The sequence below is a fragment of the Halalkalicoccus sp. NIPERK01 genome (assembly GCF_030287405.1).
Taxonomy (GTDB): Archaea; Halobacteriota; Halobacteria; order Halobacteriales; family Halalkalicoccaceae; genus Halalkalicoccus.
Genome location: NZ_JASVVV010000001.1, coordinates 506,060 through 532,396, shown reverse-complemented (window position 1 = coordinate 532,396; position 26,337 = coordinate 506,060). Strand labels below are relative to the sequence as shown.

30 protein-coding genes and 1 pseudogene are annotated in these 26,337 nt (G+C 65.1%); 11 read left to right on the top strand and 20 right to left on the bottom strand.

The genetic code is table 11. The features are described 5' to 3' along the window. The first annotated feature begins 22 nt into the window (after window positions 1–22). From QRT08_RS02725 to QRT08_RS02715, 3 genes are read left to right on the top strand one after another with little or no spacing between them, the layout of a single operon-like run. Window positions 23–916: a DNA-3-methyladenine glycosylase family protein gene (locus QRT08_RS02725; RefSeq protein WP_286044246.1), complete on the top strand. Its 894-nt coding sequence runs from the start codon at window positions 23–25 to the stop codon at window positions 914–916. Window positions 917–949: 33 nt separating this feature from the next. Continuing rightward, window positions 950–1,552, top strand: a complete 603-nt coding sequence (locus QRT08_RS02720) for a hypothetical protein (protein WP_286044244.1) — start codon at window positions 950–952, stop codon at window positions 1,550–1,552. Window positions 1,553–1,589: 37 nt separating this feature from the next. Next, complete coding sequence (locus QRT08_RS02715; RefSeq protein WP_286044243.1) at window positions 1,590–1,865, top strand: acylphosphatase; 276 nt, start codon at window positions 1,590–1,592, stop codon at window positions 1,863–1,865. An 18-nt stretch (window positions 1,866–1,883) separates the two neighbouring features. Here QRT08_RS02715 and QRT08_RS02710 read toward each other — a convergent pair whose 3' ends face one another. Next, window positions 1,884–2,372, bottom strand: coding sequence for a hypothetical protein (locus QRT08_RS02710; RefSeq protein WP_286044242.1), 489 nt, complete (start codon window positions 2,370–2,372; stop codon window positions 1,884–1,886). Window positions 2,373–2,446: 74 nt separating this feature from the next. Between QRT08_RS02710 and QRT08_RS02705 the strand changes: the two genes are divergently transcribed. Both QRT08_RS02705 and moaC read left to right on the top strand, forming a co-directional pair. Then, window positions 2,447–3,865 (top strand): NAD(P)H-hydrate epimerase, encoded by a 1,419-nt coding sequence (locus QRT08_RS02705; RefSeq protein ID WP_286044240.1) that lies wholly within the window; start codon window positions 2,447–2,449, stop codon window positions 3,863–3,865. Then, entirely contained in the window at window positions 3,862–4,344 is a 483-nt protein-coding gene (moaC, locus tag QRT08_RS02700) for a cyclic pyranopterin monophosphate synthase MoaC (protein WP_286044238.1), read from the top strand. The genes QRT08_RS02705 and moaC overlap by 4 nt, the downstream gene beginning before the upstream one ends. Here the strand turns inward: moaC and hflX are convergent. Together hflX and QRT08_RS02690 are read right to left on the bottom strand one after the other, a co-directional pair. Beyond that, a complete protein-coding gene (hflX, locus tag QRT08_RS02695; RefSeq protein WP_286044236.1) occupies window positions 4,341–5,633 on the bottom strand; it encodes a GTPase HflX in 1,293 nt (430 codons plus the stop codon). The two genes, moaC and hflX, sit on opposite strands and share 4 nt — an antisense overlap. Beyond that, complete coding sequence (locus QRT08_RS02690; protein ID WP_369684813.1) at window positions 5,630–5,944, bottom strand: DUF2209 family protein; 315 nt, start codon at window positions 5,942–5,944, stop codon at window positions 5,630–5,632. Before QRT08_RS02690 ends, hflX begins: the two co-directional genes overlap by 4 nt. Window positions 5,945–6,125: 181 nt before the next feature. Here QRT08_RS02690 and QRT08_RS02685 point away from each other — a divergent pair, with 181 nt between their 5' ends. Then, the gene (locus QRT08_RS02685) at window positions 6,126–6,434 is read left to right on the top strand and encodes an FUN14 domain-containing protein (RefSeq protein WP_286044234.1); all 309 of its coding nucleotides are present in this window, start codon (window positions 6,126–6,128) and stop codon (window positions 6,432–6,434) included. On the opposite strand, the gene QRT08_RS02680 is transcribed toward QRT08_RS02685, so the two are convergent. From QRT08_RS02680 to QRT08_RS02660, 6 genes and pseudogenes are all read right to left on the bottom strand, one after another. Beyond that, window positions 6,431–7,156, bottom strand: coding sequence for a ribosome assembly factor SBDS (locus tag QRT08_RS02680; RefSeq protein ID WP_286044232.1), 726 nt, complete (start codon window positions 7,154–7,156; stop codon window positions 6,431–6,433). The two genes, QRT08_RS02685 and QRT08_RS02680, sit on opposite strands and share 4 nt — an antisense overlap. 41 nt (window positions 7,157–7,197) lie before the next feature. Then, entirely contained in the window at window positions 7,198–7,953 is a 756-nt protein-coding gene (gene psmA / locus QRT08_RS02675; protein WP_286044230.1) for an archaeal proteasome endopeptidase complex subunit alpha, read from the bottom strand. Window positions 7,954–7,957: 4 nt separating this feature from the next. Then, window positions 7,958–8,443 (bottom strand): Rpp14/Pop5 family protein, encoded by a 486-nt coding sequence (locus QRT08_RS02670; protein WP_286044227.1) that lies wholly within the window; start codon window positions 8,441–8,443, stop codon window positions 7,958–7,960. Further along, a complete protein-coding gene (locus tag QRT08_RS02665; RefSeq protein WP_286044226.1) occupies window positions 8,440–8,709 on the bottom strand; it encodes a type II toxin-antitoxin system RelE family toxin in 270 nt (89 codons plus the stop codon). The genes QRT08_RS02670 and QRT08_RS02665 overlap by 4 nt, the downstream gene beginning before the upstream one ends. Next, window positions 8,702–8,986, bottom strand: a pseudogene (locus QRT08_RS18780) (ribbon-helix-helix domain-containing protein). The gene QRT08_RS02665 and the pseudogene QRT08_RS18780 overlap by 8 nt, the downstream one beginning before the upstream one ends. A gap of 402 nt (window positions 8,987–9,388) precedes the next feature. Continuing rightward, window positions 9,389–10,021 (bottom strand): LysE family translocator, encoded by a 633-nt coding sequence (locus QRT08_RS02660; protein WP_286044224.1) that lies wholly within the window; start codon window positions 10,019–10,021, stop codon window positions 9,389–9,391. 282 nt (window positions 10,022–10,303) lie between these two features. On the opposite strand from QRT08_RS02660, the gene QRT08_RS02655 reads away from it, so the two are divergent. Then, window positions 10,304–10,543 (top strand): hypothetical protein, encoded by a 240-nt coding sequence (locus tag QRT08_RS02655; RefSeq protein WP_253435814.1) that lies wholly within the window; start codon window positions 10,304–10,306, stop codon window positions 10,541–10,543. Further along, the gene (locus QRT08_RS02650; protein ID WP_286044220.1) at window positions 10,540–10,893 is read left to right on the top strand and encodes a type II toxin-antitoxin system PemK/MazF family toxin; all 354 of its coding nucleotides are present in this window, start codon (window positions 10,540–10,542) and stop codon (window positions 10,891–10,893) included. The genes QRT08_RS02655 and QRT08_RS02650 overlap by 4 nt, the downstream gene beginning before the upstream one ends. 167 nt (window positions 10,894–11,060) lie before the next feature. Here QRT08_RS02650 and QRT08_RS02645 read toward each other — a convergent pair whose 3' ends face one another. From QRT08_RS02645 to QRT08_RS02635, 3 genes are all read right to left on the bottom strand, one after another. Next, complete coding sequence (locus QRT08_RS02645) at window positions 11,061–11,483, bottom strand: VOC family protein (protein WP_286044218.1); 423 nt, start codon at window positions 11,481–11,483, stop codon at window positions 11,061–11,063. 375 nt (window positions 11,484–11,858) lie between these two features. Continuing rightward, the gene (locus QRT08_RS02640; protein WP_286044216.1) at window positions 11,859–13,142 is read right to left on the bottom strand and encodes an FAD-dependent monooxygenase; all 1,284 of its coding nucleotides are present in this window, start codon (window positions 13,140–13,142) and stop codon (window positions 11,859–11,861) included. Between the two features lie 11 nt (window positions 13,143–13,153). Further along, complete coding sequence (locus tag QRT08_RS02635; protein ID WP_286044215.1) at window positions 13,154–13,951, bottom strand: hypothetical protein; 798 nt, start codon at window positions 13,949–13,951, stop codon at window positions 13,154–13,156. Between the two features lie 105 nt (window positions 13,952–14,056). On the opposite strand from QRT08_RS02635, the gene QRT08_RS02630 reads away from it, so the two are divergent. Further along, window positions 14,057–14,452, top strand: a complete 396-nt coding sequence (locus tag QRT08_RS02630) for a CopG family ribbon-helix-helix protein (protein WP_286044213.1) — start codon at window positions 14,057–14,059, stop codon at window positions 14,450–14,452. A 138-nt stretch (window positions 14,453–14,590) separates the two neighbouring features. Here QRT08_RS02630 and QRT08_RS02625 read toward each other — a convergent pair whose 3' ends face one another. Together QRT08_RS02625 and QRT08_RS02620 are read right to left on the bottom strand one after the other, a co-directional pair. Next, window positions 14,591–14,896, bottom strand: a complete 306-nt coding sequence (locus QRT08_RS02625) for a chorismate mutase (protein WP_369684812.1) — start codon at window positions 14,894–14,896, stop codon at window positions 14,591–14,593. After that, a complete protein-coding gene (locus QRT08_RS02620) occupies window positions 14,854–15,714 on the bottom strand; it encodes a shikimate kinase (protein ID WP_286044211.1) in 861 nt (286 codons plus the stop codon). Before QRT08_RS02620 ends, QRT08_RS02625 begins: the two co-directional genes overlap by 43 nt. A 75-nt stretch (window positions 15,715–15,789) precedes the next feature. On the opposite strand from QRT08_RS02620, the gene QRT08_RS02615 reads away from it, so the two are divergent. Beyond that, window positions 15,790–16,218, top strand: a complete 429-nt coding sequence (locus QRT08_RS02615; protein WP_286044210.1) for a DUF5796 family protein — start codon at window positions 15,790–15,792, stop codon at window positions 16,216–16,218. Between the two features lies 1 nt (window position 16,219). Here QRT08_RS02615 and QRT08_RS02610 read toward each other — a convergent pair whose 3' ends face one another. Continuing rightward, window positions 16,220–16,354, bottom strand: a complete 135-nt coding sequence (locus QRT08_RS02610; RefSeq protein ID WP_286044208.1) for a DUF7128 family protein — start codon at window positions 16,352–16,354, stop codon at window positions 16,220–16,222. Between the two features lie 141 nt (window positions 16,355–16,495). Here QRT08_RS02610 and QRT08_RS02605 point away from each other — a divergent pair, with 141 nt between their 5' ends. Beyond that, entirely contained in the window at window positions 16,496–18,598 is a 2,103-nt protein-coding gene (locus QRT08_RS02605) for a CDC48 family AAA ATPase (protein WP_286044206.1), read from the top strand. Here the strand turns inward: QRT08_RS02605 and QRT08_RS02600 are convergent. From QRT08_RS02600 to QRT08_RS02580, 5 genes are all read right to left on the bottom strand, one after another. Next, a complete protein-coding gene (locus tag QRT08_RS02600) occupies window positions 18,595–19,233 on the bottom strand; it encodes a protein sorting system archaetidylserine decarboxylase (protein WP_286044204.1) in 639 nt (212 codons plus the stop codon). The genes QRT08_RS02605 and QRT08_RS02600 overlap by 4 nt on opposite strands. Before the next feature lie 657 nt (window positions 19,234–19,890). Continuing rightward, window positions 19,891–22,569, bottom strand: coding sequence for a bacterio-opsin activator domain-containing protein (locus QRT08_RS02595; RefSeq protein WP_286044203.1), 2,679 nt, complete (start codon window positions 22,567–22,569; stop codon window positions 19,891–19,893). 132 nt (window positions 22,570–22,701) lie between these two features. After that, window positions 22,702–23,178 (bottom strand): type II toxin-antitoxin system VapC family toxin, encoded by a 477-nt coding sequence (locus tag QRT08_RS02590; RefSeq protein ID WP_286044201.1) that lies wholly within the window; start codon window positions 23,176–23,178, stop codon window positions 22,702–22,704. Continuing rightward, entirely contained in the window at window positions 23,168–23,434 is a 267-nt protein-coding gene (locus QRT08_RS02585) for an AbrB/MazE/SpoVT family DNA-binding domain-containing protein (RefSeq protein ID WP_286044200.1), read from the bottom strand. Before QRT08_RS02585 ends, QRT08_RS02590 begins: the two co-directional genes overlap by 11 nt. 42 nt (window positions 23,435–23,476) lie before the next feature. Beyond that, complete coding sequence (locus tag QRT08_RS02580) at window positions 23,477–26,320, bottom strand: DEAD/DEAH box helicase (RefSeq protein WP_286044199.1); 2,844 nt, start codon at window positions 26,318–26,320, stop codon at window positions 23,477–23,479. Window positions 26,321–26,337 lie beyond the last annotated feature (17 nt).

Here is a 26,337-nt window from a genome sequence, read left to right as displayed (position 1 = left end):
CGCGGGCTCCCGAGGAGGGGCGATGGAACGTGGTGCGATCCCGCTCGAGACGTGTCCCGGCGGCCTCGATCTCCGACTGACGCTCGAGAGCGGCCAGTCGTACCACTGGCGACGCGAGGACGGCCGGTTGTACGAGAACGCGCCGGGGGGCTGGTACCACACGGTCGTCGACGGCGAACTCCTCCGGGCCCGCCAGACCGACGACGCCCTCGAATGGGAGGCGACCACCGACGCCGTCCCATACCTGCGTCGCCTCCTCAGGCTCGACGACGACCTCGACGCGATCGTCGCGGACGGTCCCGACGACTCCCTGCTGCGCGAGGCCTACGCCGCCCATCGGGGACTGCGGATCGTCAACGATCCCGCGTTCCCGTGTCTGATCTCCTTCATCTGCTCGGCACAGATGCGCGTCGGGCGGATCCACGCCATGCAGACGACGCTCGCCGAACGGTTCGGGGCGAGTCTGGAGATCGGTGGCGGGACCTACCACGCGTTTCCGACGCCCGAGCGACTCGCGGCGGCGAGCGTCGAGGAACTGCGCGAGTGCTCGCTGGGCTACCGTGCCCCCTACGTGAAGGAGACCGCCGAGATGGTCGCGAGCGGCGAGGCCCACCCCGACGAGGCGCTCGGACTTCCCTACGAGGACGCTCGGGAGTTCCTCACCCGGTTCGTCGGCGTCGGCCCGAAGGTCGCGGACTGCGTCCTCCTGTTCTCGCTCGGCTATCTGCAGGCCGTACCGCTCGATACGTGGCTCCGGTCGGCCATCGCCGAGTACTACCCGGAGTGCGATCGGGGCTCCTACCGGGAGACCTCGCGGGCGATCCGCGAGCGCTTCGGCGGGGAGTACGCGGGCTACGCACAGACGTACGTCTTCCACCACCTCCGAACGGCGGGGACGGCGGAGGCCGGAGAATGAAAGGCTATAGGCGCTGATCCCCAACGGCGGACGATGGGCTCGGCACCGAACCGGTTGAACGGCGCTCGTCGGACGATCAAGCCGCCGATCCACCGGCTGTTCGACTGGGCATTCGGCGGGTACGCGATGACCGACAACACCGAGGAGGAGTACGTCGGGACGGTCGACCTGCCCCAGCGGGAACTCGAGGAACTGCTCGCGACCGCGGGGTTCCGGCGCAACGTCGTCTCCTCGCTCAAAGTGCGAGTGGACGGCAACGTCTCCGACGGCTCGTGGGCGTGGCGCGCCTCGCCGCTGGCCGACTGGCAGCTCCACCTCATCCTGCACGACGTCGGCGAGAGCGTCGAGGCCTACGCCCACTGGGAGTACTCCTGGATCACCCACCCCGTCAAGCACTACCGGGCGGTCGGCTGCAGCCCCGAGCGGGGCGTCGGGATGGCCCGGGAGTTCCTCCGGAACTACGAGAGCGAACGGTATCCCGACGGAATCCCCTTCGAGATCGAGTCCTTTTACTGGCGAAAGCCGTGGTATCTGACCCGCCTGCACGGCGCGAGCGAGCGGGTGAACGGCGGCGCGGAGACGCTCGAGAAGTGGGCCAGCGGGGTCAAACGCCGGCTCAGTGCCCGACGGTCGTGAGCGGGGGAACTTTACCGCTGGGCGGACATTCGCCCCCATGACCCGGACACGCGCACACGTCCTCGTCTCGGGCACCGTCCAGGGCGTCTACTACCGCGCGACCACCCGCGACACCGCCCGCGAACACGGCGTCGACGGCTGGGTGAGGAACCTCGACGACGGCCGCGTCGAGGCGGTCTTCGAGGGCTCGGAGGAGGACGTCGAGGCGATGGTCGGCTGGTGTCACGAGGGCTCGTCGGCCGCCCGGGTCGAGGACGTCGAGGTCGAGTACGGCGACCCCGAGGGGATCGAGGGCTTCGGGATCCGTCGATAGGGCCGCCCGTTCGGGTCGTCAGTTCGTCGAACGATCCTTGAGCCACGGCGGTTCGTCGGTGTGGCTCCACTCGGCCCATTCGGCCTTCTCGCCGGCGTAGTACGCACGGTAGGCCTCGACCGCGTCGTCCCGCCTGTACTCGTCGGGCATCGCCTGCGGACGGGGTGTCGGCTCCGTGGCCGGAAACGCGATCCCGCCGGGATCGATCCGCTCGATCACGCTCCAACTGGCGTGATCCTCGGTCTTCCCGTAGCGCTCGACGAACTCCGCGTTGAGCGCCCGCGCGTACTCGCGCAGGCGCAGCCAGTTGGCCCGGGACTCGCCGGCCCACCTCGTGACGGGGTGATCGACGTGGGTCGACCGATAGAGGAACCCCGCCTCGTAGCCGTTGGCCCTGGCGGCCGTACAGAGGACCTGCGCCGCCTCCAGCAGCATCTTGCTCACGTGCTGGTCGCAGTGGTAGCGGGCGGCGAGTCGAGGGTCCTCGTCGAGCCAGAAGACGTTCACACCGACTCGAGGGCCCGAAACGAATTGAGGCTGTCGTCCGCAATCTTCAACGGCCGCCCGGCCGAAGCCCGCGTATGATCACGGCAGCACGGATGGGCGCGGTCGACCGCAACGCCGAGGCGCTGGGAGTGCCCCGAAAACAGCTCATGGAGTCGAGCGGCAACGCCGTCGCCCGCGCCGTGCGCGAGGAGGCGAGCGAGGGCGATTCGGTAGTGATTATCGCCGGCCGGGGGAACAACGGCGGCGATGCCCTCGTCGCCGCGCGCTTTCTCGACGGGTACGACCTCTCGGTCCAGTTGTTGGGAAGACCCGAAACCATCACGACCGACATCGCCCGCGAGAACTGGGAGGCGCTCGAAGCGGCGGGATACGACGTCGAGGCCGTCACCGACTCGACGGAATTCGACGTGAACGATCCCGAGGTGATCGTCGACGGGATGCTCGGAACCGGGGTCAGCGGCGACCTCCGAGAACCCGAGGCGACGGCCGCCCGCGCGATCAACGCCGCCGACGCGACGGTCGTCTCGGTCGACGTCCCCTCGGGGGTCGATGCCGACTCGGGAGCCGTCCCCGAGAGCGCCGTCGAGGCCGACCGCGTCGTCACCTTCCACGACGGGAAGCCGGGCCTCGCGGACCTCGACTGTGAGGTTCGGGTCGCCGACATCGGCATCCCGGCCGCCGCCGAGCGCTACGTCGGTCCGGGCGACCTCGAACTCGGCTCGCCGGCCCCCGACACGGAAACCAGAGTCTTCGTCGTCGGCGGCGGTCCATACACGGGCGCACCCGCACTCGCCGCGCAGGCGGCGCTGCGTGCGGGTGCCGACCTCTCCTTTATCGCCTGTCCCGCCTCGATCAAGGACGTGCTCGCGGGTTACGCCGAGGACCTGATCGTTCAGGCCTACGAGAGCGACCGGCTCACCCCCGAGGAGGTCGACAGCCTGATCGACACCGCCACGGAGTACGACGACGTGGTCGTCCTCGGGCCCGGTCTGGGCACCGCCGACGAGACGCTCGAGGCCGCCCGAACCTTCATCGAGTCGTTCGAGGGTCCGATGCTGGTCGACGCCGACGCCCTCTCGGTCGTCCCCGACGTGGAGACGGAGGCGACGTTGATCTGCACGCCCAACCGAAAGGAGTTGGCGAAGATGGGCGGGCCGGAACTCGACGATCTGGAGGCCGGAGCAGAGGAGATCGAGGCGTTCGCCGCCGACCTCGGCCACGTCGTGATGGCGAAGGCCGAGGCGGACGTCGTCTCGGACGGCGAGCGGACCCGGATCTCGACGCGGGGTGCCCCCGGGATGGCCGTCGGGGGGACCGGCGATACCCTTGCAGGAATCACCGCCGCGTTCATGGAGGAGAACGACCCGCTCGACGCCGCCGCCGCGGCCGCGTACGCCAACGGCCGGGCCGCAGAACGCCTCGACAAGGGCGGCGGGCTGCTCGCCTCGGACCTGCTCGAGGAGCTTCCGGCCGCGATCTGGGGGGAGCGATGACCGACGACGACCTCACCCACGTCGACGACTCGGGCGAGGCGCGGATGGTCGACGTGGGCGCGAAACCCGACACCGCCCGGCGGGCGGTCGCCGCCGGGGAGATCCACCTGCGCGAGTCGACCATCGAGGCGATCCGCGAGAACAGCACGAAAAAGGGGGACGTGCTCGCGACCGCCCGGATCGGGGCGATCCAGGCGGTCAAGCACACATGGGAGACCATCCCGATGTGCCATCAGATCCCGATCACGAACGTCGACACCGAGTTTCGGGTCGGTGACGACCACGTCGAACTCGAAGTCGCCGTCGAGACGACCGGGAAGACGGGCTGCGAGATGGAGGCCCTCGAAGGGGTGACGACGGGGCTGAACGTCGTCTGGGACATGGTGAAGGCCGCGGAAAAGGACGCCGAGGGGGGGTATCCGGGGACGCGAATCGCGGACGTGCGGGTGCTCGAAAAGGAGAAACGCGCGCTCGATTAGGCCGACTCCGTCAGTCGGAGGTCGCTCGCCTTCGCGCGGGACTGCTCGATCACCGACGGCCGCGCGGCGAACTCGACCAGAACGTGTTCGGCGTCGTAGGTCACCTCGTCGACGCGTGCGTTGTCGTGGAGCCACGAGACGAGGCTCATCGTCTCCTCGCCCATCGGGAGCATCAGGCGCTCTTCCTGCAGGGGCGGCAGTTCGCGGGCGATCCGATTCGTGAGTTCCTCGACGTTCAGCCCCTCCTTGCCGCTGACGGCGACGGGATTCGGCGCGAGCGCCGACAGCGCCTCGCGTTTCTCCGCGAGGTCGTCGTCGCTCACCGTATCGATCTTGTTCAGCACCGTCACGATGGGGGCCTCGTTTCGCTCGTAGAGCGTGTCGTGGCAGGTCACGAGCTTCTCGCGGATCTCCTCGATCGGCTCGCTCACGTCGACCACGAGGAGGACGAGATCCGCCCGGTAGACCTCGTCGAGCGTCGAGCGGAACGACTCGACCAGCCAGTGGGGCAGGTCGCTGATGAACCCCACCGTGTCGGTCAGCAGGACGTCGCGCTCCATGTCCGCCCGCCGGGTCGTGGTACCGAGCGTCGTGAACAGCTGGTCGCGCGACTCGGCCGTGGGGTCGAGGTCGGGGTGGAGTTCCTCGTTCTCGTCGACCGAGAGGTCGGCCGCGAGCCGCCTGAGGAGCGTCGACTTCCCGGCGTTCGTGTACCCCGCGAGCGCCACGAGGTCGAAGCCCGACTCGCGGCGCTCTTCCCTCCTGTGTTCCTCGGTCTCGGCGATCGAGGCGAGCTCCTCCTTGATCCGGCTGATCTGTGACTTGATGTCGCGCTCGCGGGACTCGTCGTACTCGCCCAGCCCCATGAACCCGGGGTGTTCCTCGCGCTTGGCGAGGCTGACCTTCGCGTCCACACGGGGAAGTTCGTAGCGCAACTCGGCGAGTTCGACCTGTAGCTGGGCCTTGCGCGTCTGGGCGCGCTGGCCGAAGATGTCGAGGATCAGGGTGAATCGGTCGACCACCTCGACGTCCTCGGGCATCTTCCGGCCGATGTTGTAGATCTGGTAGGGCCCGAGTCGGTTGTCGAAGATCACCGTCTCGGCGCCCGTTCGGGCGACCAGATCGGCCAGTTCCTCGATCTTCCCCTCGCCGAGGTGGTAGGCGGCGTCCTCGGTGCGTGTCTGTGTGAGCTCTTCGACGACGGTGTAGCCGGCCGCACGCGCGAGATCGCGGATCTCGTCCGTGTCGGCGGCCCCCTCGTCTACTCGTTTCGCGATGACCGTGTTCATAACAGGAGTGTTCGTGCGGCGTAGGCCGCGTGGTGGGCTATCTCGACGGCTCGACGCTCGCCGATCGACTCGACGTACTTGAACTCGGGGCCGAACGCCGCGCCGACCGTCGTGGCGGGTTCCCCGTAGAATTCGCCGCGCTCGGCGACGACGGGGCCGGCGGGCGGATCGGGCAGCGCGCCGAGCGCCCCGTCGACCACCGAGAGCACGTGTTCGAGCGCGGGATCGTCGCGGCTGGTCGCGAAGCCGATCCCGCCGACCTCGCGGACCCGGTTCGAGCCGACGCTGGCGGCGACCGCGGCGGCGACCATCAGGTACTCGCCACGCTCCTCGTGACGGCCGCTGACGTCGATACCGACGACCTCAGCCGCGCCGGTCGTTCACCTCCGGCCCGCCGAACTGCCACGCAACCATGATCGCGAGTACGCGCCGTGTGGACTTCAATCCCGCGCCGGCCGGCACAGTAATGACGGTTCGGCGAGTCCTCCGTCCATGATCGCGGAGGCCATCGACTACCACCGCCTCGGTGCCGGCTTCGGCGGCGGCGGGCTGTTCGGCGCGGTCTGTGGGTTCGCGGCCAAGCAGTTCGCGAAGGCACTCCTGCTCGTCTTCGCCGCCCAACTCGCGGTGTTCCGACTGCTCGAGGCCCGCGGGATCCTCAGCGTGGACTGGCGGCTGCTCGCGAGCGACGTTACGGGGGTGGCTCCCGACGTCTCGGGGTGGCTCGTCGCGACCCTCTCGACGCTCTCGGTGGGGTCGGGGTTCGTCGCGGGATTCCTGCTGGGCTACAGGCGCGGTTAGCGCGTACTGATCTCGTCCTCGTCCTTGATGATCCGGGTCTCGGCGGTGCCGCTGGTGTGTTCGTTCACGAGGTCGTAGAAGTCGTTTTGCATCCCCGCGGGGAACTCGATGACGCCGACCCACGAGCCGTCGTTCTGCCACTCCTCTCGTTTGAGGTCGCCGAACTGCCTGACCTGCGCCTGTGCGCTCCCCGCGTACTCGGCGGGCAGTTGGACCGCGACGATCACCTCGTCGAACCGAATGGGGATAACGGGTCTGAGGGCGTCGAGCGCGTCGTCGACCTGCGTCTCGACCGGCTCCATCGGGTCGACCTTGAACCCGGCCTGTTCGAGCGCGCTCTCGATGCGGTCGGGCGGGTGCGGGGCGTTGTCCATCTGGGGGTTGACCGCGTTGCGCGCGATGCGGTTGATCAACTGCCTCCGCTTCTGTTCTTGCATCTCGCGGCGCTGTTCGGCGGTGATCTGGATCTCCCCCCGCTTGATGACCTCGGGGATGATCTCCAGCGGGTCGGTGGTGTCGAAGACGTCCTTCAGGTCGTTCTCGGCGGGGCGATCGCCTCGAGAGGCGTTCTCGAAGACCTCCTCGGCGGCGATCACCTCCTCCAAGTCGCCGTCGAACTCGCCGCGTTTGATCGCGAGCGCCGCGTCCGGGTCGACGAGCACCTCGAAGCGCGCGCCGTGGGATTCGAGGCGCGCCGTCACCGCCTCGTCAAGCGAAATCATACCCGACCGTTCGGGCCGGCGGTAAAAGAGTGTTCCCGCTGTTACTCCTCCGGTTCCTCGTCCTCGTCCGCCAGCAGGTCGAACTCCGCGAGGTACGAGTCGATCTCGTCGTCTTCGACCTCGGTGAACGTCGCGGTCTCGGTCGGAATCGTCGCCATGCCGATGCTCTCGGGGCGGAGTTGGCCGTCGTTGACCTCCGCGAGCGCGCGCAGCGCGAGTTCGATCCCGCCCTCCAGGTCCGCGCCCTCCTCGTAGTGGGCCTCGAGGTAGTCCTCGATGTCGCCGCGGTCCGCGCCCACGGCCAGCGCCTTCCACTCGTAGGGCGTCCCCGAGGGGTCGGTCTCGTAGAGGCGGGGCTCGCCGTCCTCGATGCCGCCGATGATCAGCGCGACGCCGAACGGGCGGGCACCGCCGACCTGCGTGTACTGCTGGATGTGGTCGGTGACGTCCTTGGTGAGCGTCTCGATGCCGATCGGCTCGCCGTAGCGGAGGCGGTTGACCTGCGCGTCGCGCCGGGCGAAGTCGATCAGCTGTCGGGCGTCGGCGACGTGGCCGGCGCTGGCGATGCCGATGTGGTCGTCGGCCTTGTGGATCTTCTCGACGCTGGTGCGCTCCATCAGCGGCGAGCGGATGCGCTTGTCGACGGCGAGAACGACGCCGCCGGCGGTTCGGATGCCGATGCTTGCCGTGCCGCGCTTTACGGCTTCGCGGGCGTACTCGACCTGATAGAGGCGTCCGTCCGGGGAGAAGATCGTGATCCCGCGGTCGTATGCCTGCTGTTGGGCTTGTCCCTGCATAGTATCACGCTGTAGTTACATCGAGGTCCGTCGCGCCGGTGTACGCATCCCCGACCTCCACGTCGACGAGACCGTCACGCGTGACGGCGGCCCGGTCTGCGTTCTCGAACACGACTCGATTCTCGCCCGAAACTTCCGGTCGGCGTCCTAAATACTTTTCTTCACAGCTTCTCACCGTTCCGCTCGTGCCGCGGACGTGGACGCCGACCTCCTGGCCCTCGACCTCGTCGAGACAGGCGAGCGCGGCGCGTGCCTCGCTCACCGTGTCCCGGCGGGTGCGGACGACCGCCTCGCCGACGCCGTCGGCGTGGTGAAAGCCGAACACGCTGAGGTCGGCGTCGGCGCTGCCCGGATCGCCGAGCAGGTTCTGGCCCGCGTACCAGAGGCGCCGCTGGAACGCCCGCCGCGAGAGCTTCGCGTCGGGCCACGTCTCCAGTCCGACCGCGAGGTAGCGCCACTTCGGACGCAGGTGTTTCGGGAGGTGTCTCACGTCCCGATGGAGGGGTTCGGTACGGATAGGTCCCCCGCCCCCGGCGAAGGAGGGCGGGTTCGAAACCCGCGACGCCGCCCGATCCGGCTGACCGTCGGGAGCCGTTTGTTCTGGAGCGGTTCGCCGTAGTCCGGCGGGTCGCGCCACGGCGAATCGACGATTTCGTCGAGTTCGTCCAGTATCCGTTCTTGCTCATGAGAATTGAGCGCGAAGAGGTCGTCCTGCGCTTTCGAGGAGAGTTCCCACGTCCAGTCGCCGTCACTCATCGCCGTCCGTGCCGAACCGGTCGCGGGCTTCCTCGGCACTCGTGGTTCGTCCCTCGCGGATGTCTTCCTCCGCTTCGAGGAGCGCCACGAGTTCGTCACGGTCGAACGTCGGGGACTCGGTCGCGTCCCGAAGCGTGTACCGACTGAACTCGCACTGACTGTTGAATCCGCGTCCCTGTCACGTGTCGTCTATCTCGTCGGAAAACGACTGCGTGACTTTGAAGGTCACCGTGACGATTGTGTCGTCGCCGTCGTTACCCGTAGCCGCTTCAGACATACGGACATGCTACCTCCGTATTACCAAGTCTGTTTCGCTGAATGGCGACAACTCCTCACGAAAGACATAGGATGTGAGACGAGTTGTGTGAATCAGACGACTTGCACTCGGTCTGTCGGGACGAACAGAAATAATACGTCGTTTGGAAATCGCTTGTCGGTATGAGTCAGATACTCACGAATATCTCCGGTTCTCCCTTCTACCTTCTTTATATACTATTCTCGTCTGCTCTCTGCACGGTCGAAGGAAGACAAGACGGGAGTGTCGCGTTGTGTGCTACCTATTCTCACTTGAATGTACTTTGTTCAGGTCTCGGACTAATGTTACAGAACTCGCCTGCTTTGCCGCTTTCTTCGTAGCGTCCGTAATTGCAGTCGGTACCGCGAGTGTTCTCCCGTGAACCTAAGCAGGAGCTCTTCGTTCGAGCGCCAGTTTAACCCCGAATCCGATGAGGACGCTTCCACTGGCCACACGAAGGGCATCTCTCACGAGTTCGCGTTCAGTAATCACTCGTCTTGCTCGCGCGGAGAATACCGCGAGCATCGCTTGATAAATGAATCCGAGACCCGCAAACAACACGCCGAGGGCGAAAATTTGGAGGGTAAACGAACTCCCCGGTCGGACGAACTGCGGGAGGAAAGCGAGGAAGAATACCGCCACTTTCGGATTCAAGACGTTAATCAGCAGGGCGCTTCGAAACGATTCGCGCGGCGTGTAGCTAGTACTATCCGGCGTAATTTCGAATTCTTCCGAATTTCTGAACGTCTGAAAGCCGAGATAAACGAGATACGCCGCACCGACGAATTTAACGACAGTGAACGCCAACGCGGACGTTTGCAGGATCGCCGAGAGCCCGAGTACGGCGGCGGTCGTGTGTACGATACTCCCCGTCGAAGACCCGAGCGCGGCCGTGACACCGGCAGTACGCCCATCGCTGATACTCCGCGTCAACGTATAGATACTATCTGGGCCGGGTGAGACGATGAGAGCGATTGCGACCGGGATGAACGCAAGGACGACGCTTGGTTCTAACATGCACTAGCGGTCGAGAGTAGATACCTTAAAATTGAATCACTGTCTCGCCCGTTTGAACAAAGTTTGAGACGATTACTGCGATAGTTAGGCGTACTCTGACCGTCGTCGCGGTACCGTTCCGGCTAGATTCAGGAATCGGGCGAACGTTTGTTATCTGCTATCGACTCTCACGCTGATGAACCTTGTTCAGATAGCTGAAATCCGTGGTACATTCACGGAAAAAATAATCCACGTGGGTAATAGTGGGTAAGACTTATCCAGAAGTGAGTCGTAGTGGGTAACATGACGAAAGTGGATGCTCACGACCTGCGAACCAACGAGACCGACGACCGGGGTCGAATCTACCTCGGGACGGAGTACGCGAACAAGCGCGTGACCGTCGCCGTCGTCGAAGTCGAGTCTGACCGACCCGACGAGGACGAATTAGCCGCCGCGTACCGCGAGGCTTCCGAGAGCGCCGACCATCTCGCTGAGGAGTGGAAGGGGGCATCTGACGAGGCGTGGAACGGACTCGATGAATGAGCGATGATACCGAGGTTCGGCGTGGCGATGTCGTAATCGTTCGTCTCGACCCTGCCGAAGGCCATGAGATGAAAAAGACTCGACCTGCGGTGATCGTGCAAAACGATATTGGAAATCGCAACTCCAGTACGACCATCGTTGCTCCGGCGACAGGTACGCATCGAGGCTACCCGTTCGAGGTGTTGGTCGAAGAGGATAGGTCACCGTTCCAGAAGGACTCCTCAGTTCGCCTCGACCAGATTCGCGTCGTCTCTATCGAAAAGCGGATTCACTCGGTTGTCGGGAGTCTGAGCGAGCCGACCATGGCCGAGATGGACGAAGCACTGAAACTGAGTCTCGGGCTGGATTGAGTCACCGATTTCCGGGTTAATTACACCTGCGACCGCCGTCTATCAGTCTTCGCGTGATGCCCTTTGGGAAACCTTGTTCAGGTCTGGAACTGACATTACAGGTTTCGTCTACCGTGCCGCTTTCGAGCTCTTCGATGAAGATTTCGGCGAGGGAGTCGGCGGAGTGACTACTCTTTAATCTCGAACCGCGGATTCCAGACTACTTCCCACAGGTGATCGTCCGGGTCTTGGAAGTGACCCGAATATCCGCCCCACTCACGGTCACGAGGCGAGTCGGAAATCTTCGCACCGGCTTCTTCCGCCGTCTGCATTACGTCATCGACTTCTTCTTTCGACGCGACGTTGTGGCCGATAGTGAACTCCGCAGGACTTGACACAGTTTCGTCGACGTTTGCATCTTCCGCGATTTGATGTTTAGGGTAGAGTGCAAGTTGCAAGCCGTTACTCAGAGGGAAGAAGGCGACTGCTCCGCCCTCAAACTCTGTTCCGACAATTCCCTCCGTCGGCCAACCTAAGCCATCACGGTAAAAGATGAGGGACGCTTCTAAGTCACTGACTCCCAACGTAATGACGGTAATGCGCGGTTCCATGGCTACTGGTCTAGCAGGGGCTGAGAATCACCCGCTAACCTGTATCTAGATGGGTTGGTGGTGAAATAGGCTTTCGTAAAAATTGGAGAGCTGTAACGTGGTTCATCGACCGGGAATCATGGAAACAGCTAACGGGAGAGAACCTCAAAGCTATACGGCCCGTATACAGCCTAAAACGCCCGTTTCCGACTACCTGCTCTCTCGTTGTTCGACCTTGTTCAGTTCGATGAAATCCGTAACACAATCTCTTGAAACAAACCCGTTGTAGAGAACTCAGCAGTACGAAAACGGACAATAAAGACCCTCTTTCGGACACGTATATAAATAACGGCGCATCCAGAGGAACGTGTCCGAACACTCATCACCGGAACCGAATCATTCTACGAAGAGGGATGTTCGGATCGGAACGTACTGGTCGCCGTTGATGCTGTGTGGAACGTGGTCGGTGACTGTAGAAACGAACCACATTGTCCTGAAGAGGGTTCGAACCACCGTTCGGCGAACTGACGGAGGTAAGTTCGACTCGCCGGTGACGAATGACATGAGCCTCTGCATGTGGGCGCTACTGTCCATCGACTTCTGGACCGCTTCACGACGTGTTTGCTCGAACGTGGCGAATGAGTCCTTTGGAAGCACTCCATCATTCTGTCTGAGAGCCTCTACGATGTCTGGGTGCGCCTTCGCCGCATCGTGCATGGCGAGGACGTTCCCCTCACCGAATGGTGAGGCGATGTGAGCTGCATCACCGACAAGTAGCAGTCCGTCTTGTCGCCACACCGGGGCGATGCCGGGTTCGATGTCGAGCAACGCACAGTCGTCGAAACTATCGAGGTCATTCCAGACCGCCTCCTCCAGATCGGGTTCAATAGTAATCACCCGTTCTCGAAGGTGGTCGATACCTCGGTCGCGCACCTCCGGATACGCACCGCCCTCGATGAACAGGCCGTACTGTCCTTCGTTCTCGTTGAGGGGGGCGTAGACGAGCACACCTTCGTCTGCAATCCGGAGGTGAGTTTCGAGGTCGGTCGGGGAAGAGGACAGTTTGAACCAGAGGAGTTCGAGGTCAGAGTCGCTTCGTCCGTCGTCGATGTCAGCTCGGTCACGGACCGTGGAGTATCTGCCGTCTGCCCCGACGACCAATCGACTCTGGACATGGAGTCGGTCCCCGCTCGGTCGCTCGGTGGCTTCGATTCCACAGATCGATCCATCTTGACGAAGAAGATCATTCACTGTCGTCCCGTTCAGATACGTGAAACAATCTCTCTGCTTTGCCTCCTTGAGAAGTAAATCGAGCAGGGGGCCTTGGTCCATCTGGAGCGCAAAGTCGAACGAATCGGAGTCCTCACGCCAGTCGAACATCTCGAAACTCTTGTCATAAGCTACGATGTTGCCGCTCTGGAGCTTTCGGTGCGGGAGTTCGAGGACATCGCCGAGCAGTCCAAGGTCCTCAAAGAGCCTGAGAACAGGCGGCTGAAAGCCGTACCCACGAAAATCCCTACTAAGGTCGTGACGACGCTCGATGAGAACAGCCTCGATTCCGCTTCGAGCCAGCAGATGTGCAAGTACGCAACCAGCAGGACCTGCTCCGACGATCGCAACATCGGTGCTCAAGTGTCTGATTCCCCCGTCGTCCGTCGTGTTCGTATTTTGTTGTGTCATGTGTGTCCGTTTCAGAACAGGCCGACGATGAACCCGGCTCCCATGATGATGAGGACGGCGGCGGAGAACGCCGGGAGATACGGTGTGTACTGCTTGACTCGCTCCTCGGAGTGCTGGTAGCCCGCAATCAAGAGCATCGTCAGTCCGACGATACCGACGATGACGGTGAGAGCGTACGCGCTCATCAGCTCGAGGCAGTAGTTCGACCCGGCACAGAGCGCGATGATCTCGAACTCCTCCTCGTGGGCGAACCCGAGGACGAACGCGAACCACGCGATGCCGAGGAGGCCCCGGTCTGCGGCCTCGTCAGGGTTTTCGTGCGAATGGGAGTGTCCCTCGACGAACGGGATGAAATCATTCACACGAGAGAGCAGACCACCGCCGTCGTGGTCGTGCGAGTGGTCGCCTTCGTGACTGTGGTCATCGTGGTCATGGCTATCGTCGTCGTCGTGAGCCCCGTGAGAGTGTCCGTGGAAGTACTCGCGGATGCCAAGCGCGATGAGCAAGACACCGGCAACGAGACTGACCTGTCCGCCGATTTGGATACCGCCGAGTATCGTAATCGGTTCGTTGACCTGTGTGAGATTGAAGTACTCCTTCGCGTAGAAGAAGACTCCCACCATCGCAATACTGCTGATGAGGTGGCCGACGCCGATGATGAAACTCGCTGCGAAGCCGTACACCCACTTATTCGCTTGATCGAGTGCGTACGAGGCGGCAACTGGCCAGCCGTGGCCCGGTTCGATACCGTGGATTGCCCCGAGTATAACCGCGCCGACGAGCGGACCAAGCACTTCGTTGGGAACCATCGCCTCACCTGTCACTCGGAAACAGCTGACTTTAGAGGTTGTTAATACCGAATGAGGGGTTTCGTCATAACGAACCTCTTGTATCTGTACGATTCAGTGTTGAGTATGAGAACGAGTTTCAACATTCCTGACGACGTAGTCGAGGAATTCGACCGAGTGTGGCAGGATGAGGGGATTGAAAACCGGTCGAGGGCGGTGAGAGAAGCGATGCTGGAATTCATCGAAACCCATTCTCGCCTCGAAGATACGACCGGAGAGATCGTCGCGCTCGTCGGCTTCGACTATCGCCATCACGACGTCATACAGGAGCTCCACGGCGCGCAACACGAGTATCAGGACGTCATTCTCAACACGAGCCATACCCATCAGGGCGAGTGGTGCCTCGAATCGCTATTTTGTCGAGGGGTCGCTGAGCGGATTCGTGAACTGACGTACCGACTTCGTGATTTCGACGGTGTGCGCAGGGTGAAGGTGATGGTGATTCGGGACAGCGTTGAATGAGCTGCCTTCTTCGTCGTAGCGATTCGATTATACAGTCGTTTTCGCTCTCACTGATCGAGCGCCACTCGAAAGAGCAACTACCGGAAGAAGATTTGAGCTATCCAACCCCGATAGAAGGCCTGAAACGCTCGAATTCGACTACCTACTCTCCCGCTGCTCGACCTTGTTCAGTTCGATCAACAGCCGGAAGATCGCCTTCACGAGGTTGGAATCGACGTCGAATCGCTCCGCGTTCTCGCCCGCGCGATCCATCACGCGCTGTTCCTGACTCTCGTCGGTCGTCGGGAGTCCCTCTTGGGACTTCACCTCGGCGATGGTGTCCGCGACGTAGGTCCGCCGGGCGATCAGCTCCACGAGGTCGTGGTCGATCTCCTCGATCTCCGCGCGCAGTTCGTCCAGACTCATCCCGTCCGCGCGCCCTCGGTCCGCGTCGTCGTCAGCCATGTGGTTCCATCCCGTGTCTCCCACTCATCTCGGAGGTCGGCTAAAGTCTGTCGTTCGCCGACCGCGACGTAGCTCGGGCCGGTTCCCGAGAGCGACACCCCATCGACGTCGGGGAGCGCCTCCAGCATCGGCTCGGTCGGGAAGCCGAGCGCCCCGCAGAACGCGAATCCGTTCACCGACATCGCGGGGCCGTACCGGCCCTGTAAGGCGAGTTCACAGACCACGTCCGCGATCGGAGCGACTTTCCGACAGCGCTCGACGTCGGCGTCGGCGCTGAACGCGCGTTCGGGCGGCGTCCACACGAGGACGTCCCACTCGACGGCCTCGTTCGCCAGCAGTTCGTCCCCCGAGTTGTCGGTGACGACCACGCCGCCGAGCATCGACGCCGAGGCGTCGTCGAACGCCCCCGTCACGGTCACGCCGACCTCGCGGGCCGCCCGCACGCCCAGTCGGCAGGCCTCGAGGGGATCGGCCTCGACGCCCAGCGCCTCGCAGGTCGCGAGCACCGTCGCGTTCGCGGCGGCGCTCGAACTCTTCAGCCCCGCGGCGAGCGGCACCTCGCTCTCGGTTTTCACCGTTCCGCCCGCCTCCGCCACCCCGGCCTCGTCGCCGTACTCCGCCACGGCGAGTTCGACGCAGCGCTCGATCAGCGCCGTGTCGGCCTCGGGCGCGCCGTCGATCTCGCCGCGAACACCCGTCGAATCATCGAGGTCGACCGTCGCGGTCGTTTCGAGGTCGATGGCGAACGCCGCGCCCCGCTCGTTGGCCAGCGCGTTGAGGATCGTTCCCGCCGCGGGGGCGTGTGCCCGGCCGTTCATACCGGACCCACTCGGGGTCCCTATTTACCGGCTTCGAACGCGGCGTTTTTCCGCCGGGGCACGTAGTGAGAGGTGATGAGCCAGCGCAGCAACGTCTCCCCGTCGACGCTGGGGATCGAACTCACGGAAAGCGGCGTCGCGGTCAGCTACATCGACGGCCGGGAGGTCTTCTACCACGGCGTCCCCGAGAAGGTTTCGGAGACCCTCAGAACGCCGCCCGGAAAGGAGGTCCACGTCCTCGTGACCGATCCCACCGAGACCGAGGGGGTGATGATGTACGTCAACGACCGAAAGACCCACGACGAGGTGCTCGAATCGACCGGCGTCGGGCGGATCCTCGTCGGTCCCGACGAGCGAGAGGAGGTGTTTCCCGGCGTCGAAGTCAGGACGGAGGGGTACAGCGTGCTCGTCGACGCCGATCCCGAGGTCGCCCGCGGGCGGGTGTTCGTCTTCGCCGAGGACGAGATGAGCGAGCACTCCTACGAGATGGTCGCCGACGAGTGAGTTACTGGATGTACGAGGGGTCCTCGGCGTCGCAGTTCTCCTCGTGCTGGCGGGCGTCCTCCCGTTCGTCGAACATGAGGCCACAGCCCTCACATTTGTACCACGTCATGTCGTCGCGCTCGGTCTGTACCACCATAGCTCACAGTCTGGTGGGACGAACCAAATGCGTTACGTCGGCCAAGTCGGCGGCGCTCGCCGGCCGCGAAGCGGTCCTCGAAAAAACGGGTTCTTCGTCCGGAGGCGAACGGTAAAGACGGGTCGGCCCTCACGACCCGACATGAGTGACTCGGACGTGACCCTCTCGGTCCGTGGCGCCGAAAAGCGCGACGCGGGCCGCGGGGTCGCCCGCCTGCCCGAAGCCGCCCGTCGCGCCCTCTCGGTCCTCAGCGGCGACACCGTCCTCATCGAGGGCGAGCGGACCACCGTCGCCAAGGTGTGGCCCGCGGGGCCGAGCGCCGAAAACGGAACGATTCAGATCGACGCCGACACCAGGGCCAACGCCGGCGTGAGCATCGGCGACACGGTCAGGGTGCGAAAACAGACCGTCGAGGACGCCCGGTCGGTGACGATCACCCCGCCGGTGTCGATCTCGGCGGAGGACGCAGAAAGCGTCGAGCGGGCGGTCAAACGCGACCTCCGGGACCGCCCCGTCCGGACCGGCGAGCGGGTCCGAATCGAGCGCCTCGGCGTGGGTCCGTTCTCGATCACCGACACCGACCCCGATGGCACCGTCAGGATCACCGATTCGACCCGGGTCACGGTACCGGCGGACGTCGAGGCCGCCGAGACTGCCGAGGGAAGCGACGGCCGGATCAGCTACGAGGACATCGGCGGGCTGGACGACGAACTCGACCTCGTGCGCGAGATGATCGAACTCCCGCTCTCCGAACCCGAACTCTTCCGGCGGGTGGGGATCGACGCCCCCAAAGGCGTGTTGCTGTACGGTCCGCCCGGAACGGGCAAGACGCTGATCGCGCGCGCGGTCGCCAACGAGGTCGACGCGAGCTTTCACACCGTCTCCGGCCCGGAGATCATGTCGAAGTACAAGGGCGAGAGCGAGGAACAGCTCCGGGAGGTCTTCGAGAAGGCCAGGGAGGGTTCGCCGTCGATCGTCTTCTTCGACGAGATCGACTCGGTGGCGGGAAAGCGCGACGACTCGGCAGACGTCGAGAACCGCGTGGTCGCCCAGCTCCTCAGCCTGATGGACGGGCTGGACGCCCGCGGCGACGTGGTCGTCATCGGCGCGACCAACCGCGTGGACGCGCTCGATCCCGCCCTCAGACGGGGCGGCCGGTTCGACCGCGAGATCGAGATCGGCGTCCCGGACGCCGTCGGAAGGAGGGAAATCTTCGAGGTCCACACGCGGGGGATGCCGCTCGCCGAGGACGTCTCGCTGGATCGCCTCGCGGAACACACCTACGGGTTCGTGGGCGCGGACATCCACGCCCTCGCCACGGAGGCCGGCATGAACGCGCTGCGCCGGTTCAGAACCGACGGCGGGGCCCTCTCGGATCTGACGGTCACCCGCGCGGACTTCGATAGCGCGCGTGCCGCGGTCGACCCCTCCGCGATGCGCGAGTTCGTCGCCGAGACCCCCCAGACGAGTTTCGCGGACGTCGGCGGGCTCGAGGAGGCGAAACGCACCCTCCAGGAGGCCATCGAGTGGCCGCTGTCCTACACCGAGTTGTTCGAGAAGACCGCCACCGACCCGCCCTCGGGGGTGTTGCTGTACGGCCCGCCCGGAACAGGAAAAACGCTGCTCGCCCGCGCGATCGCTAGCGAGAGCGGGGTCAATTTTATACATGTTGCCGGCCCCGAACTGCTGGATCGCTACGTCGGCGAGAGCGAGAAAGCGGTGCGAAAGGTGTTCGAGCGCGCCCGCCAGTCGGCCCCGTCGATCGTCTTCTTCGACGAGATCGACGCGCTCGCCGCCGAGCGGGGGCGGGGTCACGAGGTGACCGAGCGGGTGGTCTCCCAGTTGCTGACCGAACTCGATGGGCTGGCGGACAACCCCAACCTCGTCGTGCTCGCCGCGACCAACAGGAAGGAGGCGCTGGACCGGGCACTGATCCGCCCCGGCCGTCTCGAGACCCACATCGAGGTACCCGCACCGGACGAGGCCGCTCGACGGGCGATCCTCGATATCCACACCCGGGAGAAGCCGTTGGCCGATGACGTGGATCTGGACGCGCTCGCAAGGGACCTCGACGACTACACCGGTGCGGATCTCGCGGCGCTTTCGAGGGCGGCCTCGATGCGAGCGATCCGCGAGGTCGCGAGCGAGTACGGGCCCGAGGAGGCGACCGAACGGGCCGACGAGATCCGCATCCGCGAGGAACATTTCGAGGCCGCGCGAGCGGGGATCGACCGCTCGCGCTAGTCGGCGAGTTCCTCGTTTTCCGCCCACTCCCACTCGCCGTTCGCGCTCGCGTCGCCCGCGATCTTCGTCTCGCCCGCGGTCACCTTCTCGCCGCGCTCGACCCGGAGGTCGGGGTAGCCGATTCCCGGCGGCAACAGCACGTCCACTCGGCTCCCGAACGCGATGTGGCCCAGCCGTTCGGCGCGTTCGAGTTCGTCGCCCGCCTCGACGTAGGGCGTGATCCGGCGGGCGAACGCGCCGGCGATCAGCGTCACCTCGGACTCCTCGAATCCGACGTGAACCTTCTCGTTTCTATCGGACTCCTTCGAGAACGCCGGGCGATACCCGCCGGACTCGTGTTCAACTCGCTCGACGACCCCGTCGTCGGGTGCGCGCACGACGTGGACGTCGTGGACGTTCATGAAGACGCAGACGCGCAACTGGTCGCCCTCGGTGCGGATCTCCGAGACTTTGCCGTCCGCGGGCGAGACGATCCCGGTAAAGGGCGGGGTCCGCTCGGGATCGCGGAAGAAAAAGAGGGTGCCGGCGGCCGCGAGGACGAACAGCCCTCCGAGGGTGGGGCTGACGACGAACGCTGGAAACGCGAGCAACAACGGCGGGACGGCGTACCACCACACGCCGGGCGCGAACTTCATGGGCCGCGATTCAACCCCCTGTCATACGGGTCTTTCGCTTGCTTTCCCGCCGAGATGCGGGACGGGTGCGTACGCGAGCGTCTCGCCGGTACTCGGAACCGTCGTACTGTCGGTTACGGAGCAGTAACCGGGTCCGTCATACCGTCGGTCATAGCTCCGTGCATCGACCGCTGGACGGGACCCCCGTGCGCGGTGGCCCACTCACAGCAGGCAGACGCCGTCGACTGTCCCACGACCGACGGTATCGACACGAGCGGACGGAGTCGTCGGCGACGGCCGGGCGGGTAGCCGACCGTCGTTCGCTCGACATCGCTGGATAGGGCCGGGTTCGTCCCGTGAGGTACGGATTTATACCGTGCGCTCGAAGAGTACTTCGGATCGTGAAAACGATCCGGATAGAGGACGACGTTCGTCTCCTCCCGGTGGAGGAACCGCCAGAGTGGTGTCAGAGGCACCCTTCACTCCCCTTCGTCCCCGCCGTGACCATGAGCGGAAGCGAGCGGCGTGGTACGCGGTTCGCTACACGGCGGCTCACAGCCGCCATCCTCCCGTTGGGGTCGGGGATGGAAACCGGTTAACGCTAGATGGTGAAAACACCCGAAGGGGCCCCTTCGTTACCTAGCCTGAGACGAAACACCGCGGATCGACCCACCCCCCCTACCAGTCGTCGAACAGTAGCTCACAGACCTCCCGCTGGGCCGCTCGAAGGTGGTTCGCAAAGGTCGGCTGGGAGACGTCCAACGACGCGGCGACCTCCTCGCCCGTCCGGACCCGTGGCGACTCGAAGAACCCGCTCAGGTACGCCGTCCGGAGGGCCGCCCGTTGCTTGTCGGTCAGGCGGTCCTCGCAGGCCGTCCGAAACGTCCGCCGGGTCTTGAGCGGTCGTTCACGGGTCCGGCGGGCACGCAACTCCACGTCGGGACCCGTTCGTCCCATTCGTTCGATGAACTCGCGAACGTCGACCGTATGTGGGAGGTCGACGACGGACGTCGCGACTCCGTCCTCGATGGTGAGCGTGTGAACGACCGCCCCCTGCTCGACGAACCGCGAGGCGAGCGTCGGGTCAGAGGTTCGCGCCCTGAAGAGGGATTCGCCCTCGCGTTCGGCGAGACAGAGCAGTTCCTCGACGGCGACGGACCCCTCACCCGCGGTACGGAACTCCTCCGGTGAGACGCCGCTGGCGGTGACGAAGACGTCCGGTTCCCCGTTCGACCGGGAGACGAGGCCCTCGAACTCGATCTCACACTCTGCCTGCCGGGCGAGGCGACACAGCGGCGTGTTCGCCTCACGACACTGGAGTGTGAGTTCGACGACCCGATCGGTGCGGAGCGTCTCCCGGGTTTCGACGGCGGCGATCGCGTGGGCGATCGTCCGACCGAGTTCCGCCAACACGGCGTGATCGCGCTCGTCGGGCTGGGAGTGGTCGGCGTACACCGTCAAGACGCCGTACAGCGATTCCTCGTAGACCAGCGGAACGGCGAGACACGAGCGCGCACCCTGCTCGAGCGTGGCCTCGCGTAACGGGGTGAATCGCGTCTCGGTAGCGATGTCCGAGACGACCTGCGTCTCCCGGGTGCGCACCGCGGTGGCGGTGGGGTTCCGCTCGCTCGACGTCCCGTCGGTCGGGACGTCGAGCGCATCGACGTAGCCGCTGTCGATGCCGGCCCACTCGCGTGGCGTGATCGTGTCGGTAACCGGGTCGCGCTCGCCGATCCACGCGAACTCGTACTGGTCGGAACCGGCCAGTCGCTCGCAGACCGCTCGGTCGATCTCCTCGAGGCTGTCGGCCTCCACCAGCCCGTCGATGACCTCCCGGATGAGGCCGTTGAGGCGGTCGAGCCGGGCCAACTCCTCGTTTTGCTGGGCCAACCGCTGTTCGCCCTCGGCGCGGTCCCACGCCGCTTCGATGGTCGCCGCGAGCGCTCCCACGAGGTCGACCGTCGTCTCGTCGAATGCCCCCGTCCGGGTGGAGCCGACACAGACGACGCCGTGCCTGCCGAGGGGGACGAGCACCCGACTTCGGAGCGTCGACTCCGAGGAAGCGCTCTCCGGGGCGGGAGGGAGGTCGTTGCTCACGTCGATGTCGGCGCTGACGAACGCCCGCCAGACCTGCTCCGCGAACCCGTCGGGAAGCCGAATCGTACCAGTACCCGTCTCCGGGTCGTTTCGACCGGTTCGCTGGCGGAACTCGCCGGTCGTCTCGTCGTAGTGCCACACCGCGGTGTACTCGGCGTCGAGTACGTCTCCCGTGATCGTGCCAACGCGGGCGCCGATCTCCTGCGTCCCGGCTCCCATCAGCTCCCGGCTCGCGCTGTTGAGCCGTTCGAGGGCGTCCTTGGCCCGTTTGAGTTCGGTGATGTCGACCAGATACCCCACGTAGTGGGTGATGTCGCCCGAGTCGTCGCGAACGATGTTCGTGGTGTCCTGCACCCACCGGACGCCGCCGTCTCTGGTCCTGATGCGGTACGGGTCGTGGCTGAACCGCTCGGTCGTCCCGGCGCTGTTCTCCTCGACCTCCCGGGTGATCCGGTCGATCTCCTCGTCGAGCAGCAGGTCCGTGTACGTCAGGTCCCCTTCCGTGAGTTCCTCGGCCGTGTAGCCGAGCAGGTCCTCAACGTTCCCGGAGACGTACTCGACCGGCCAGCCCTCACCGGCGTCGGGATCCCATCTGAAGACGACCGCGGGCCCCTCCGTGAACACGTCGCGCTCCTCGGCTAGCTGCTGCTGGGCCCGCTTGCGTTCGGTGACGTCTCGGAAGACGACCGCGACTCGCCTGCTGCCCGCGCCCTCCGGCTTGAAGGCGTAGAAGTCGTACCACGCATCGTCCGCCTCGGCGTACCATTCGAGACGCTCTCCCTCGCCCGTACTGGCTACGCGTCCGAGGATCCCGTACAGGCGGGACCCGTACGACAGATCGGTCTCGGTCAGCCACCGTCCTTCGACGTCCTCGCCGAGCAGTTCCGTCGCCGCGGGGTTGGAATCCCGGTAGAGGATATCGATCGGTTCCCTGTCCCCGTCGAAGGCCACGTCGGCGAGCAAGAAGCCCTCGTCCATCGCCTCCAGTACCGCGCGGGAGCGATCTTCGTTCCCGCGGGGCCGTCCGCCCCCGGTGCGCTCGGAGTGACAAACGGGTCGCCACCAGACCCGACCGCGCGCGCCGACCTTCTTCGTCTCGAGAACCCCGTCCTCCGCGAGCGCGTCGAGTTTGTTGTAGACCGTTCTGTCCGTGCAGTCGAACTCGGCGGCGACCTCCGGGGTCGTCAGCGGCGTTCCGGGCGGGGCGAGGGCGTCGAACGCCTCGAGGACGGTCGCGGGCGACGGGGCGGACGAACTCATGGGTATCGGTAGTCACCAACATCCAAAAGGATTCCGTCAACGGAAAACTGACAGCGATTCGGAACTCGCGGCTTCGCTAGTCCCGGAACGCCTGCGTGCGGGCGTACTCACCTTCTTTTCCGAGAATGTCACCTATCCGGACAGCTCGTCGATGAACCGATCGAGTTCCGCGAACTCCGAGCGCGAGAGGATCACCTCGGCATCGATACCGTTCGGACGATCGAAATCGCTGTCTAGCGTGAGGACCTTCGAGACGCCAGCCTCTCTCGCGACCGTCGCATAGTAGCCGTCCCAGCCATCGATGTTGGTCTCGCCCGCAACTGCGAGCGCCGACCGGATCTCCGACTCCGAGAGCGTGCGATGCCAGTGAATCCGGCGAGCGTCGAGGAAGTTAGCAAGGAGCTTCGTCGCCGTTTCGCGTGGGATTCGGTACACCCCACGTAAGACGTGGTGTGCGCCGATCACCGCCGCATACGGCACGATCGCGTCGAGATCCCCGTGGATCGCCTCGCGGACGTGTTCGAGTGCCGGTTCGCTTACTGGCGTCCCGGCGTGGGCGAGCGCGATCACTCCGACATCGAACAGAACAGGATCGTCATTACCGCCCATCGGACTCGGTCTGCTTCCGAACGAGATCGCGGTGTTCTCTCGCGAGTTGGTCTATCGAATCCGTACCCGTCGTTCGTTCGAGGTCGTCCAGCAGGTCGTCCATCCGCGCCTCGATCTCCTCGGAATCGCGCTCCGGTTCGATCACCACGCGCTCGCCCTGTGCGGAGATCTCGACTTTCGACCCGGGCGACAGCCCGAGCCGCTCGCGGAGCTCCTGTGGGAGCGTAACCCTTCCCTTCGAATCGATCGTTCCCATCATCCCACTATATGTGGGATCGACGTATAAGGATTCTGTCGATCAGTCCCAGAACGCCTGCGTGCGGGCGTACTCGCGTTCCTTCTCGAGGATGTCCCGGTAGAAGTCGTCCTCGTTCTCGCGGTGGTTGTTGATGATGTAGGCGGCGTTTCGGGGACCGACCCCGCGTGCCGCGAGCGCGATCACCGCCCGCTTGCCGTGGCCCTGGACGAGGCTCGCGGCCGTGTACGCCCGCCGGGTCGCCTTCTCCTCCTCGGGGGTCTTCTCCTCGGTTCGAACCGCTTCGACGACCTCCTCGGCCCACGGGTTGAGCGCGGCGATCATCGTCGAGCCACACTTCGGACACTCGGGTTCCTCGGCCACGCGCTCGACCTTCTGGGTGCGGTCCCACTCCTTGCAGTGCAGACAGGCCAGCAGCACGCGGTCGTCCCGAATACGCTCGCGGACGGTCTGGATCACGCTCGCGTCGGCGTTCTCGGGCGCGAGCAGTTCGGTGCTCGACGAGCGCCCGCCGATTCCCAGGGGAGTCCGCTCGCCGACGCGCTCGACGGCGAGCTCCCCGGATCTGATTCGCTCCAGGACGCGGGCCGCACCCGGCACGTCGAGGTCCTCGTGGAACACCTCCCTGACGGCTTCCTCGTACATCGGGGTGTCCTCTAGCGCCCCCAGAAGCCGGTCCATCGAGATGGATCCCCGAGAGCCCTGCCAGGATTTGAGCGCGCCGAACTTCGCGGCGACCTGCGCGAGGCGGAATTTGAGTGCGTCCGAGTTCTTCAGGCTCAACTCGATCAGCGCCTCGACGTGCTCGGGGTCGGTTTCCTCGAGCACATCGACCACGTCCCTCGCGGCGACCCCCGAGGGGACCGTCAGTTCGATCCGGTAGGGGTCGGTCTCCAAGCCCACCGACGAACCGGTGCGCTGGCCCAACAGGGCCGAGAGCAATCGTCCGAGGGTTTCGTTGACCTTGTGGCCGAAGCAGGCGTTGACCACGACCGTTCCGCCCGAGAACTCCACGAGCAAGCGATCCTCGGCCGGGATCGGGTGGCCGGTCTCGACGTGGCGCTCGATCGGGGAGAGGGCCTCGCTCGCGGTGTGGAGGTCGGTCGGGTACCGGGAGACGAACTCGCGGGCGACCGCCTCGCGGGTCGCTCCCCCGGAGAACTGTGGGGCGGCGACCCGCCGCAGTTCGCCGACGTTCTCGGCCACTGCTCGGGGAACGGGGATCTCCTGGCCGACCCACGAGGGAATCTCGCCGGTCGGGTTCTCGACCGGACTCACCCGAACTTTCTCCTCCTCCTCGTCGATCTCGACGATCCGCCACATCTCTCCGCGCTGGATGAACGTCGCACCCGGTTCGGCGAACGTGGTGACGAAGCGCTCGTCTAGCGTGCCGACGCCGCGCCCGCTCGCGACGTCCCGGACCTCGTAGGTCGCCTCGTCGGGGATCATCGAGAGGTTCGCGTACACGTACTGCCAGGTCCCGCCCGACTTCTCCAGACTGTCCGCTCCCTCGTCCAGCCAGAGGATTCGGTTGTTCGAGAGTTCCCGGACGACCTCCCGGAAGGTCTCCTCGGGCAGGTCGACGAACGGTGCGGCGCGGGTGACAACTTCGTAGGCTTTTCTAGCTCGGATCTCGCCGTGGCCCATCACCAGCCCCGCGATCTGGTTCGCGAGCGTATCCAGACTGCCGGTGTGGATCTCGGCGGGTTCGACGTCGCCGCGCTCGGCCCGGTCGACGATCGCGAGCGCCTCGAGCGCGTCGTCGGGGGTCGTGGCGATCACGGTCCCCCGCGAGACCCGATCGCTTCTGTGACCCGCCCGACCCACCCGCTGGAGCAGTCGCGAGACCTCGCGGGGACTGGCGTACTGGACGACGTGGTCGACCTGTCCGACGTCGATCCCGAGTTCCATCGAGGAGGTACACAGCAGTCCGTCGAGGTCGCCCGCCTTGAACGCCTCCTCGACTTCTATTCGGGCTTCCTTCGACAGCGAGCCGTGATGCACCCCGATGTTCGCATCGAGGACGTTGAACCGCGAGCCGAGCGCTTCGGCGGTCTGGCGGGTGTTGACGAAGATCAGGGTCGACTCGTTCTCGTCGACGATCTCTCGAACTGCCCGGACGTGACTCGCCATCTCGGGTTCGGTGACGAGTTCGCTCGCGAGTTCCTCGTCACCCGGCTCGACCTCCGGCGTGAGCACGCGCAGATCGAGCCGGCTGCCCGCCTCGACCTCGCGGATCTCGCACGGACGAGTACCCGTCAAGAAGGCTCCGACCTCCTCGGGGTCGCCGACCGTCGCCGAGAGGCCGATCCGCTGGAAGTCGCCGGCGAGTTCGACGAGGCGTTCGAGGCCGATCGCCATCTGTGCCCCGCGTTTCGAGGCGGCGAGTTCGTGGACCTCGTCGATTACGACGAATTCGACGTCAGAGAGCGCCTTTCGGAGCTTCGAGCCGGTCAGCATCGCCTGCACCGTTTCGGGAGTCGTCACGAGCACGTCCGGGGGATCGTTCGCCTGCTTCTGGCGCTGGTAGTCGGAGGTGTCGCCGTGGCGAACCGCGACCTCGATCCCCAACCGCTCGCCCCACCACTCGAGACGTTCGCGCATGTCGCGGTTCAGCGCCCGCAGCGGGGTGATATAGAGCGCGGAGATACCGAACGCCTCCTCGGCCTGCGAGATCGAATCGAACACCGGCAGCATGGCGGTCTCGGTCTTTCCAGTCCCGGTGGGGGCGATCACCAGCGCGTTCTCCCCGGCGGCCAGCGGCGGGATCGCCGCCCGCTGCGGGGCGGTCGGCGTCGAGAACCCCCGTTCGGAGAGCGCCGCCCGCACCTCGCTGCCGAGATGCGTGAAGGCCGCAGAACCCGACGCGGCCCGCTGTTCGCTCATCGGTTTTCGTATGGGTC

Excerpts from the sequence above, each read along its gene's own strand:
- QRT08_RS02725 (WP_286044246.1), top strand. The coding sequence starts at position 23 with ATGGAACGTGGTGCGATCCCGCTCGAGACGTGTCCCGGCGGCCTCGAT.
- QRT08_RS02720 (WP_286044244.1), top strand. The coding sequence starts at position 950 with ATGGGCTCGGCACCGAACCGGTTGAACGGCGCTCGTCGGACGATCAAG.
- QRT08_RS02715 (WP_286044243.1), top strand. The coding sequence starts at position 1,590 with ATGACCCGGACACGCGCACACGTCCTCGTCTCGGGCACCGTCCAGGGC.
- QRT08_RS02705 (WP_286044240.1), top strand. The coding sequence starts at position 2,447 with ATGATCACGGCAGCACGGATGGGCGCGGTCGACCGCAACGCCGAGGCG.
- moaC (WP_286044238.1), top strand. The coding sequence starts at position 3,862 with ATGACCGACGACGACCTCACCCACGTCGACGACTCGGGCGAGGCGCGG.
- hflX (WP_286044236.1), bottom strand. The coding sequence starts at position 5,633 with ATGAACACGGTCATCGCGAAACGAGTAGACGAGGGGGCCGCCGACACG.
- QRT08_RS02690 (WP_369684813.1), bottom strand. The coding sequence starts at position 5,944 with ATGGTCGCCGCCGCGGTCGCCGCCAGCGTCGGCTCGAACCGGGTCCGC.
- QRT08_RS02685 (WP_286044234.1), top strand. The coding sequence starts at position 6,126 with ATGATCGCGGAGGCCATCGACTACCACCGCCTCGGTGCCGGCTTCGGC.
- QRT08_RS02680 (WP_286044232.1), bottom strand. The coding sequence starts at position 7,156 with ATGATTTCGCTTGACGAGGCGGTGACGGCGCGCCTCGAATCCCACGGC.
- psmA (WP_286044230.1), bottom strand. The coding sequence starts at position 7,953 with ATGCAGGGACAAGCCCAACAGCAGGCATACGACCGCGGGATCACGATC.
- QRT08_RS02665 (WP_286044226.1), bottom strand. The coding sequence starts at position 8,709 with ATGAGTGACGGCGACTGGACGTGGGAACTCTCCTCGAAAGCGCAGGAC.
- QRT08_RS02660 (WP_286044224.1), bottom strand. The coding sequence starts at position 10,021 with ATGTTAGAACCAAGCGTCGTCCTTGCGTTCATCCCGGTCGCAATCGCT.
- QRT08_RS02655 (WP_253435814.1), top strand. The coding sequence starts at position 10,304 with ATGACGAAAGTGGATGCTCACGACCTGCGAACCAACGAGACCGACGAC.
- QRT08_RS02650 (WP_286044220.1), top strand. The coding sequence starts at position 10,540 with ATGAGCGATGATACCGAGGTTCGGCGTGGCGATGTCGTAATCGTTCGT.
- QRT08_RS02645 (WP_286044218.1), bottom strand. The coding sequence starts at position 11,483 with ATGGAACCGCGCATTACCGTCATTACGTTGGGAGTCAGTGACTTAGAA.
- QRT08_RS02640 (WP_286044216.1), bottom strand. The coding sequence starts at position 13,142 with ATGACACAACAAAATACGAACACGACGGACGACGGGGGAATCAGACAC.
- QRT08_RS02635 (WP_286044215.1), bottom strand. The coding sequence starts at position 13,951 with ATGGTTCCCAACGAAGTGCTTGGTCCGCTCGTCGGCGCGGTTATACTC.
- QRT08_RS02630 (WP_286044213.1), top strand. The coding sequence starts at position 14,057 with ATGAGAACGAGTTTCAACATTCCTGACGACGTAGTCGAGGAATTCGAC.
- QRT08_RS02625 (WP_369684812.1), bottom strand. The coding sequence starts at position 14,896 with ATGGCTGACGACGACGCGGACCGAGGGCGCGCGGACGGGATGAGTCTG.
- QRT08_RS02620 (WP_286044211.1), bottom strand. The coding sequence starts at position 15,714 with ATGAACGGCCGGGCACACGCCCCCGCGGCGGGAACGATCCTCAACGCG.
- QRT08_RS02615 (WP_286044210.1), top strand. The coding sequence starts at position 15,790 with ATGAGCCAGCGCAGCAACGTCTCCCCGTCGACGCTGGGGATCGAACTC.
- QRT08_RS02610 (WP_286044208.1), bottom strand. The coding sequence starts at position 16,354 with ATGGTGGTACAGACCGAGCGCGACGACATGACGTGGTACAAATGTGAG.
- QRT08_RS02605 (WP_286044206.1), top strand. The coding sequence starts at position 16,496 with ATGAGTGACTCGGACGTGACCCTCTCGGTCCGTGGCGCCGAAAAGCGC.
- QRT08_RS02600 (WP_286044204.1), bottom strand. The coding sequence starts at position 19,233 with ATGAAGTTCGCGCCCGGCGTGTGGTGGTACGCCGTCCCGCCGTTGTTG.
- QRT08_RS02595 (WP_286044203.1), bottom strand. The coding sequence starts at position 22,569 with ATGAGTTCGTCCGCCCCGTCGCCCGCGACCGTCCTCGAGGCGTTCGAC.
- QRT08_RS02590 (WP_286044201.1), bottom strand. The coding sequence starts at position 23,178 with ATGGGCGGTAATGACGATCCTGTTCTGTTCGATGTCGGAGTGATCGCG.
- QRT08_RS02585 (WP_286044200.1), bottom strand. The coding sequence starts at position 23,434 with ATGGGAACGATCGATTCGAAGGGAAGGGTTACGCTCCCACAGGAGCTC.
- QRT08_RS02580 (WP_286044199.1), bottom strand. The coding sequence starts at position 26,320 with ATGAGCGAACAGCGGGCCGCGTCGGGTTCTGCGGCCTTCACGCATCTC.